Origin of the sequence: uncultured Streptococcus sp. (genome assembly GCF_938036805.1) — a bacterium.
Classification (GTDB): domain Bacteria; phylum Bacillota; class Bacilli; order Lactobacillales; family Streptococcaceae; genus Streptococcus.
Genome location: NZ_CALHWC010000153.1, coordinates 1 through 7,690 on the forward strand (window position 1 = coordinate 1; position 7,690 = coordinate 7,690).

Annotated in this window: 8 protein-coding genes; 1 reads left to right on the top strand and 7 read right to left on the bottom strand. The window is 43.4% G+C overall.

Translation table 11 applies throughout. The annotated features are described in order from the left end of the window. Position 1: 1 nt before the first annotated feature. The 4 genes from rplC to tgt form a co-directional block, all read right to left on the bottom strand. Positions 2–628: a 50S ribosomal protein L3 gene (gene rplC, locus Q0191_RS06220; protein WP_045498245.1), complete on the bottom strand. Its 627-nt coding sequence runs from the start codon at positions 626–628 to the stop codon at positions 2–4. Positions 629–709: 81 nt separating this feature from the next. Then, a complete protein-coding gene (gene rpsJ, locus Q0191_RS06225; protein ID WP_005591304.1) occupies positions 710–1,018 on the bottom strand; it encodes a 30S ribosomal protein S10 in 309 nt (102 codons plus the stop codon). A gap of 375 nt (positions 1,019–1,393) precedes the next feature. Beyond that, complete coding sequence (locus Q0191_RS06230) at positions 1,394–2,032, bottom strand: uridine kinase (protein WP_297664814.1); 639 nt, start codon at positions 2,030–2,032, stop codon at positions 1,394–1,396. A gap of 24 nt (positions 2,033–2,056) precedes the next feature. After that, positions 2,057–3,199 (bottom strand): tRNA guanosine(34) transglycosylase Tgt, encoded by a 1,143-nt coding sequence (tgt, locus tag Q0191_RS06235; RefSeq protein ID WP_297664816.1) that lies wholly within the window; start codon positions 3,197–3,199, stop codon positions 2,057–2,059. A gap of 147 nt (positions 3,200–3,346) precedes the next feature. On the opposite strand from tgt, the gene Q0191_RS06240 reads away from it, so the two are divergent. Continuing rightward, positions 3,347–4,180 (top strand): DUF975 family protein, encoded by an 834-nt coding sequence (locus Q0191_RS06240; RefSeq protein ID WP_268731255.1) that lies wholly within the window; start codon positions 3,347–3,349, stop codon positions 4,178–4,180. A 194-nt stretch (positions 4,181–4,374) separates the two neighbouring features. Here Q0191_RS06240 and Q0191_RS06245 read toward each other — a convergent pair whose 3' ends face one another. The 3 genes from Q0191_RS06245 to Q0191_RS06255 all read right to left on the bottom strand — a co-directional run bounded on the left by Q0191_RS06245 (position 4,375) and on the right by Q0191_RS06255 (position 7,406). Next, entirely contained in the window at positions 4,375–5,841 is a 1,467-nt protein-coding gene (locus Q0191_RS06245) for an alpha-L-fucosidase (protein ID WP_297664819.1), read from the bottom strand. A 228-nt stretch (positions 5,842–6,069) separates the two neighbouring features. After that, positions 6,070–6,735, bottom strand: a complete 666-nt coding sequence (locus Q0191_RS06250) for a DUF6287 domain-containing protein (protein WP_268731253.1) — start codon at positions 6,733–6,735, stop codon at positions 6,070–6,072. 26 nt (positions 6,736–6,761) lie between these two features. Beyond that, positions 6,762–7,406: a DUF6287 domain-containing protein gene (locus Q0191_RS06255; RefSeq protein WP_297664822.1), complete on the bottom strand. Its 645-nt coding sequence runs from the start codon at positions 7,404–7,406 to the stop codon at positions 6,762–6,764. Positions 7,407–7,690 lie beyond the last annotated feature (284 nt).

Here is a 7,690-nt window from a genome sequence, read left to right on the forward strand (position 1 = left end):
ATTATTTACCAGCTTTAACTGCTGATTTGATAGTGATAAGAGATTTCTTAGCACCAGGTACGTTTCCTTTGATCAAGATAACGTTTTTCTCTGGAACAACTTGTACGATTTCAAGGTTTTGAATCGTTACACGGTTGCCACCCATACGTCCAGCCAAGTGTTTGTTTTTGAAAACACGGTTTGGCGCAACTGGTCCCATTGAACCAGGACGACGATGGTAACGCGAACCGTGAGCCATTGGTCCACGAGATTGGCCGTGGCGTTTGATTACACCTTGGAAACCTTTACCTTTTGAAGTTCCTGTTACATCAACAACATCGCCAGCTTCGAATGTATCAACTGTGATTTCCGCACCAACTTCCAAGCCTTCAATGTTTTTGAATTCACGAATGAAGCGCTTAGGAGCCGTGTTAGCTTTCGCTACATGTCCTTTAGCAGGTTTGTTGCTCAATACGTCACGAAGGTCGTCAAAACCAACTTGAACTGCGTTGTAACCATCTGTTTCAACTGTTTTAACTTGAAGAACAACGTTTGGAGTTGCTTCAACAACAGTTACAGGGATTAATTCGCCAGCTTCAGTGAAGATTTGAGTCATTCCCACTTTTTTCCCTAAGATTCCTTTTGTCATGAGAAAATGTTTCCTTTTCTATTTTTTTATCTAAAAAGTTTTTAACGAGCGTTTTTTATGCTCAAAATATCAAGCTTTAGATTAAAGTTTGATTTCTACGTTCACACCACTTGGAAGATCCAATTTCATCAAAGCATCAACCGTTTTTTGAGTTGGGTTGATGATGTCGATCAAGCGTTTGTGAGTACGCATTTCAAATTGTTCGCGAGAATCTTTGTATTTGTGAGTCGCACGAATGATTGTGTAGAGGCTACGTTCAGTTGGAAGTGGGATTGGACCCGCAACTTCAGCGCCTGTACGTGCAGCAGTTTCTACGATTTTTGCAGCCGCTGTGTCAAGTGTACGATGTTCGTAAGCTTTCAAACGGATGCGGATTTTTTTGTTTGCCATCTTTTTCTCCTTTTTTCGTCTATTTAAGATAATAGGCTAGCTCCACAAGAAAACCGACAGGTGATTGCGTGGCAATGCAACCGAGCGTGTCGCAACCTCTTGCATCAAAGCTACACGCTGTTTTTCACAGCACCATAGTATCTTAACACAAAGAACCAAGCATTGCAAGGGATTTGAGCAAGTTTTTAAAGATTTTTAGGATAATTTTTTATAAAAGCGTTTTCTAAGAGACTTACAATTCTTGTAATCATTTATATAGAAGAAAATTTAGATTATTCTACCTATTCATTTAAGTTTTTACTCAAAAAATAAAAATGCTCACTGATGCACATCAGTGAGATTAAAAATAAAAGATTTGCCTTTGACTACTTTATTTTATAACAACGGGCTGTCCTTTTCAATGCGAAAGTCGTTTCCTGACTGGCAGATGACAAGGTCTGCAGCTACTAAATAGGGCTGATAAAAGTGCAGATATTGCTCTCTCCGATCTAAATGCGTCTGCTCTATCCAATCCAGTCTACGTTCTCGCACAGCCACATCCCGCGCCAAGCGGCGTTCTAACTCAGTTTGATCATCCGTGTAAAAGCAAATCGATAAATCAAACAAGCTTTTAGGCAAAAAAGCTGCTGACATACCTTCTACTATTAAAATTGGTTTTTGAGCCGACAAACGCAAGCTTGGTGACCAAGCTTTTCCAATGGTCAGAATATCCAGACCAGACTGCAAAGCACAAATATCACGCTCCAGACTACTGAGTTCATGAACGGCTGGGATACAAGCCGTTACTTTTTGATGAGGAAAATCCTTAGAACTGAGCAAATCGCGATACTCTCCAGTAATTACATAAGGATCTGTTTCCAGAAGATTGGTTCGTTCCTCACCCAAGGTTAGCTGAAGTTTTCGAGCAAAAGTTGACTTACCTGAAGCTCCGTGACCAAAAATCCTCAGAGTGTGCTTTTGACCATCAGAAAGGTAGTCTACCAAGCTTTCCAGCAATTTTCCTTCATCAGACATATTCTTTCCCTCAAATGAAGACTCTTAGAAATTTCTCTTGGAGCGGTTGTAGCCGTAGCGTTCCATAAAATCTTCACGGAATTCTAACAAGTTATCATCCATAATAGCTTGGCGAACCTTCTTCATGAGGTTTACCAAAAAGTAAAGATTGTGGTAACTTGTCAAGCGGAGGCCAAAGGTTTCATCAGCCTTGAGCAGGTGGCGGATATAGGCCCGCGTGTAGTTTGTACAAGTGTAGCAATCACAGTCGTGATCCAGCGGCGTAAAATCTTCCTCAAACTGAGCGTTTTTGACAACCAGACGTCCTTCGCTAGTCATACAGGTTCCGTTTCGGGCAATCCGAGTCGGCAGGACGCAGTCAAACATATCAACGCCACGGATAACACCGTCAATCAAGCTATCTGGCGCCCCAACTCCCATAAGATAGCGGGGCTTATTTTCAGGCAGCAGAGGCGTTGTGAAGTCCAGCACCGCATTCATCTCTTCATGAGACTCACCAACAGCCAATCCTCCGATAGAGTAGCCTGGGAAATCCATGCTGACCAAATCTTGGGCAGACTGGCGGCGCAAATCTTCAAAGCCAGCACCTTGGACAATCCCAAAGAGACCTTGGTCGTGGGGACGAGTATGAGCCTTGAGTCCCCGCTCGGCCCAACGGCTAGTCCGCTCAATCGACTTCTTGACATAGTCATAAGGCTGGTAGAACTGCGGGCACTCATCAAAAGACATCATAATGTCGCTGCCTAGGTTGTTCTGGATAGAGATAGCCTTTTCTGGCGACAGGAACATCTTGGAACCATTAAGGTGGTTCTTAAAAGTCACTCCTTCTTCTGTGATGTTGCGACTATCCGCTAGAGAATAAACCTGAAAACCACCACTATCGGTCAGAATAGGCTGGTCCCAGTTCATGAACTTGTGTAGGCCACCTGCACGGGCAATCAGCTCATCACCCGGCCGCAACCAGAGGTGGTAAGTATTGGCCAAGATGATACCCGAACCCATTTGCTTGAGCTCTTCTGGTGACTGGGTCTTGACCGTAGCCTGAGTGCCGACCGGCATAAACATAGGCGTTGGAAAGGTGCCATGCGGGGTGATGATTTCTCCTAGACGAGCACCTGTGTGCTTTTCTTTTTTGATCAAATGATACTGAATCGGTGAATCTGACATGTTTCCTCCTGCTGGGAAAGACAGTCCCAGCTATTTTCTTCTATAAAACAAGCGCCAAGCGCTCATAAGATACCGTATGATTTTACCAAAAAAAGTCTTGTCTGTCACGATATGTGGTATAATAAAAATCATGAAATGGAGGTCTGTATGAATTTAAGCGAAATCCGTGCCCAAGCGCGAGCTATCCGAAATCAAACCAACGGCATTTTCTCTCTCTTTGCCATTCCAACTCTGGTAACCATTTTATCTACTTATTTGTCACCCAACCGTCATCTGGAGGAGATCGTTCCCCAGTTGGAGGTCAATCAGGCCTTTGTTGTGATTTTTGGTCGTCAAATTTTTCCACAAATCGTAGAATTTATCATCGCCCTGCTCTTTTTATCTGCTAGCTTCAGCATGATAGATGTCGTCCGGAAAAAACGCGATACGGTTGGCTTTACAGATATTGGCCGAATCTTTTCTGCCGAGCTTTTTTCGCCGATTTTTATCACACAACTGACCAAAAGCATTCTCCTCTTGCTGTGGAATTCTATCAGCCTTGTCGGTTCATTTTTCCTTATTTTCAGCAGTTACAAGGTACTAGCTATTTATGGAAAAATATCCGATGTGTCCCAATTGACAGCTGCTAGTCCTGAGGTGGAGCAAATCGTCAGCTATGCGCCCATGATGTTTCTCGGCACTCTCATTGTCTTGGCTGGTACGGCAGTCTTCCTGATGGCCAACTACGCTTACTCTCAGACCGACTTCATCCTTTATGATCAGCTAAGTACTGGCACCTACCAAGGTCCTTGGCAAGTTCTTGTGCAAAGTAGACGCATGATGAAAGGCTATAAGTGGAAACGTTTCTTGCTGGATTTGAGCTTTATCGGCTGGTATATCCTGATTGGTATCACACTGGGAATCGCTGGAATTGTGGCCTATCCTTACATCACAACAGCTCGGGTGCTCTTTTATGAAAATTTAAAAACACTATGTAAGTAAAATGAGAGTGGGACAGAAATCGGTAATTCGTTAGAATTCGATTTCGTCGTCCCACCTCCGCACAGTTGAGTAGGGCTGTAAAAGCTGATGAAATCAGCGTAGTAGAGCCCACTCAACCACTGCGTCTTGCTCGACAATCCAAAGACAATTGAGAGGCTAGGACTTTTGTCCCAGCCTCATTTTTTCGTCTAGATTTAACGCAGTTGAACCTTCAACACCAAGGGTAAGTCGCCTGCTACACTCGGCATGAAGAGACGCAAACCTTGAGGTGTTTGCTCCCATTCAAGCGCTTCATTATGGCCTAGTAAGGACACCTCCTCTATGATGCCATGAAAGCGGGACGCGGGATTTTCTCTTTCGTCAGCCAAGGCCTGAATCGTCAACCACTGATTTACTGCAGGCTCCATCAGAAAGGCATACACCGCTCCGCCCTTAGCCGTGAAACGGAAATCCTGGTTTGTATAAGGGATGTTTTTACCATCCGAAAATGGCCCACTATCTACTTGTGTCGGACCTTCTCCAAATTGCCTCCAAGCGCGTGAATCATAGATCGCTTGACCGTTCACTTGGAGCCAAGCCCCGATTTCTCTCAAGATTTCTTGATCTTTTTCTGGAATCGCCCCGTCTCCTTTTGGCCCAATATTCAGCAGCAAATTCCCATTTTTGGACACGACATCAATCAAGGTCTGGATGATTTCCTTAGCTGACTTATAGTCGAGATTCTCTGTGTAGCCCCAAGAATTTCGCGCAATAGCTGTATCCGTCTGCCAAGTGAAAGGCTGGATCTCTGCGAAACCACCGCGTTCCACTTCCACAATCCCCGCACCAAAAGCCAGCGCATCATGCTTGTAGCAGATGCTAGTCGGCTTCCCAGAAGCTGCTCCTAAATTATAATAATAGGCCGCAAAAAGCTTTATATACTCTTTAAAAGCTGCATGCTGAATCCACCAATCGAAATACAAAATCTCAGGCTGGTAATCTCGAACCAGCTCACAGGTACGCAGGAGCCAATCATCTAGAAACTCCTGACTCGGATAAGGCTGACCAAACAAATCATGGTGGTCCGGCTCTGGCATAGCCGGCCAGTAGAGTTCCTCGCGACTGACTTCGCTGGCAATGTCACTGGCAAACTCCTTTCCATGCGAAAAGAAAAAATGATGCTCCGCCCGATGGGAAGAGGTACAAAAATGTACTTGCTCTCTTTGAGCTGCCTGACTCAATTCCCCCAAGATGTCACGTTTTGGCCCCATTTCTACACTATTAAAAGGAGAAAGCTGACTGGCATAAAGCTGGAAGCCGTCGTGATGCTCTGCCACTGGAAAAATGTATTGGGCTCCTGCTTCTTTAAAGAGGCGCAGCCATTCGTCCGCATGAAAATTTTCGGCAGTAAAGAGTGGGATAAAATCCTTGTAGCCAAAATCTTTGTGAGGCCCGTAAGTTTTGATATGGTGGTCAAATTCTGCCGTACCCTGGATGTACATATTTCGAGAGTACCACTCGCTCCCAAAGGCAGGAAGGCTGTAAAGTCCCCAGTGGATAAAAATCCCAAACTTAGCCCTTTTGAACCAGTGGGGAACTTGATAGGCCGCAAGAGAGTCCCAGTCTGGATAGAAAGGGCCTTGGTTGGCAACTCTTTGAATTTCTTCTAAAGATATTTTCATCGTTACTACCTCATTATTCGATTAAAACGCTTTCTTTTATTGTACCAATTTTTGGAGAAGAAAGAGCCATTTTACAAAAAAATAATCCAAAACAGCCCTGCGAGCAAACTTTTTTCGATAAAGCAAAGAAAAAGGAACAGCAATTAATTCTGTTCCTTGTTTTTATATTGTCAGCATGATGAGTACCTTGGAAAGTCACTCGCACCATGATTATCATCATTCAATACATCAATTCGCTACGCGATAGTAGGGATGTTGAGAGGCGTAAGTAAAATCTTGCCCCACTAAAATGCGTTCTTTCGGATTTTCACTTCCAGTATCATAAAGACGAGCTCCTTTAGGAATGGCTGTGAAGGAGGCCACTTGATTCCCTGATTTATGAGTTAAAAACGCTCCGAACTTATCTTCATATACTTGACTATTTGTCAAAGTGTAGTCGCTTGATTCATTTCCTCTGTAAGTATGAGACACCAAGCCATTTGCATCAAAGACTAATTGATTGCCCAAATCGTCTTGCCAAGTACCTGCAATGCTGGAGAAATCACCATTTGCTAGAGCATTGATATCCATACCGGAAATTGTTGGAGCCACTGGAGTAGCCGGAGTTGGTGACGTGTTTGAATCTGCTGAAGTCTTGTTTTCCACGGGCTTCTCAGCTTGACTGGAAATACCCTGGTCGCTAGAAGTCTGAGGAGTTGAAGAGGATGTCACGGAGTTAGAAGCAGAACTTTGCTTAGCTGATGATTTGGTAGAAGACTTGCTAGAACTGCTAATTTTAGAACTCTGAGAGGTAGAACTACTAGGCTCCGTAGAAGGCTTAGAGCTACAAGCTGCGAGCAGGAAAGCAGAACACAAGGCAGTGGCTGTCAATAAAATAAGTTTATTACGTTTCATAATAGAATCTCCTTGTCAGTTTATCATTAATTTGCTACTCGATAGTAGGGATGTTGTGCAGAAGAGATTGCATCACTTCCAAGCATGATTTGTTCTTTAGGCGCTGGAGCACCATTAAGTGGCAATGCTACGCCTACTGGAACAACGAATAAAGGATCACTACTGCCTGCTCCATTATAACCAAAATCAGCTCTAAACTTATCTCCTTCTACATGACCATTGTAAATAGCGTTATGGTTCAATGTTTCACCATTATTACGTTGCAATGTTACTAATCCATTTGCATCAAAAACTAATTGGTTGCCCAAATCGTCTTGCCAAGTACCTGCAACGCTAGAGAAATCACCGTTTGCTAGAGCATTGACATCTATACCGGAAGTTGTTGGAGTGTTTGAATCTGCTGAAGTCTTGTTTTCCACGGGTTTTTCAGCTTGACTGGAAATACCCTGGTCGCTAGAAAGCTTAGTAGTAGAAGATGCTTTTGCTTCGTTGGAAGCAGAACTTTGCTTAGCTGATGGTTTGGCGGAGGACTCGCCTAAGCTACTAGTCTTAAATGTCTGAGAAGTGGAACTGCTGTTCACCTTCGTGGAAGGCTTAGAGGTACAGGCGGCTAGCAGGAAAGCAGAGCACAAGGCAGTAGCTGTCAATAGAATAAATTTACTACGTTTCATAATGAAATCTCCTTGTCAGTTTATCATCAATTTACTAAACGATAGTAGCGATGTTGGCTTGCATAGGGGACATCTTACCCCACCAAAATATATTCTTTAAAGCTTTTACTTTGTAACAAAAGAAATATTTTGTAATCTAATTGTAATCCTATGAAATAATTTTGTCAACATTCTGTGTGATATTTTTCTCAAAATTTATCTGCAATTTATGAAAATGCCTTTTTGATGCAAAAACGAGGCTGGGACAAAAGTCCTAGCCTCTCAATTGTCTTTGGATTGTCGAG

What these genes read in the sequence shown, in the direction of transcription:
- rpsJ (WP_005591304.1), bottom strand. Translation starts at nt 1,018, where the DNA reads ATGGCAAACAAAAAAATCCGCATCCGTTTGAAAGCTTACGAACATCGT.
- Q0191_RS06230 (WP_297664814.1), bottom strand. Translation starts at nt 2,032, where the DNA reads ATGTCTGATGAAGGAAAATTGCTGGAAAGCTTGGTAGACTACCTTTCT.
- rplC (WP_045498245.1), bottom strand. Translation starts at nt 628, where the DNA reads ATGACAAAAGGAATCTTAGGGAAAAAAGTGGGAATGACTCAAATCTTC.
- Q0191_RS06240 (WP_268731255.1), top strand. Translation starts at nt 3,347, where the DNA reads ATGAATTTAAGCGAAATCCGTGCCCAAGCGCGAGCTATCCGAAATCAA.
- tgt (WP_297664816.1), bottom strand. Translation starts at nt 3,199, where the DNA reads ATGTCAGATTCACCGATTCAGTATCATTTGATCAAAAAAGAAAAGCAC.
- Q0191_RS06250 (WP_268731253.1), bottom strand. Translation starts at nt 6,735, where the DNA reads ATGAAACGTAATAAACTTATTTTATTGACAGCCACTGCCTTGTGTTCT.
- Q0191_RS06245 (WP_297664819.1), bottom strand. Translation starts at nt 5,841, where the DNA reads ATGAAAATATCTTTAGAAGAAATTCAAAGAGTTGCCAACCAAGGCCCT.
- Q0191_RS06255 (WP_297664822.1), bottom strand. Translation starts at nt 7,406, where the DNA reads ATGAAACGTAGTAAATTTATTCTATTGACAGCTACTGCCTTGTGCTCT.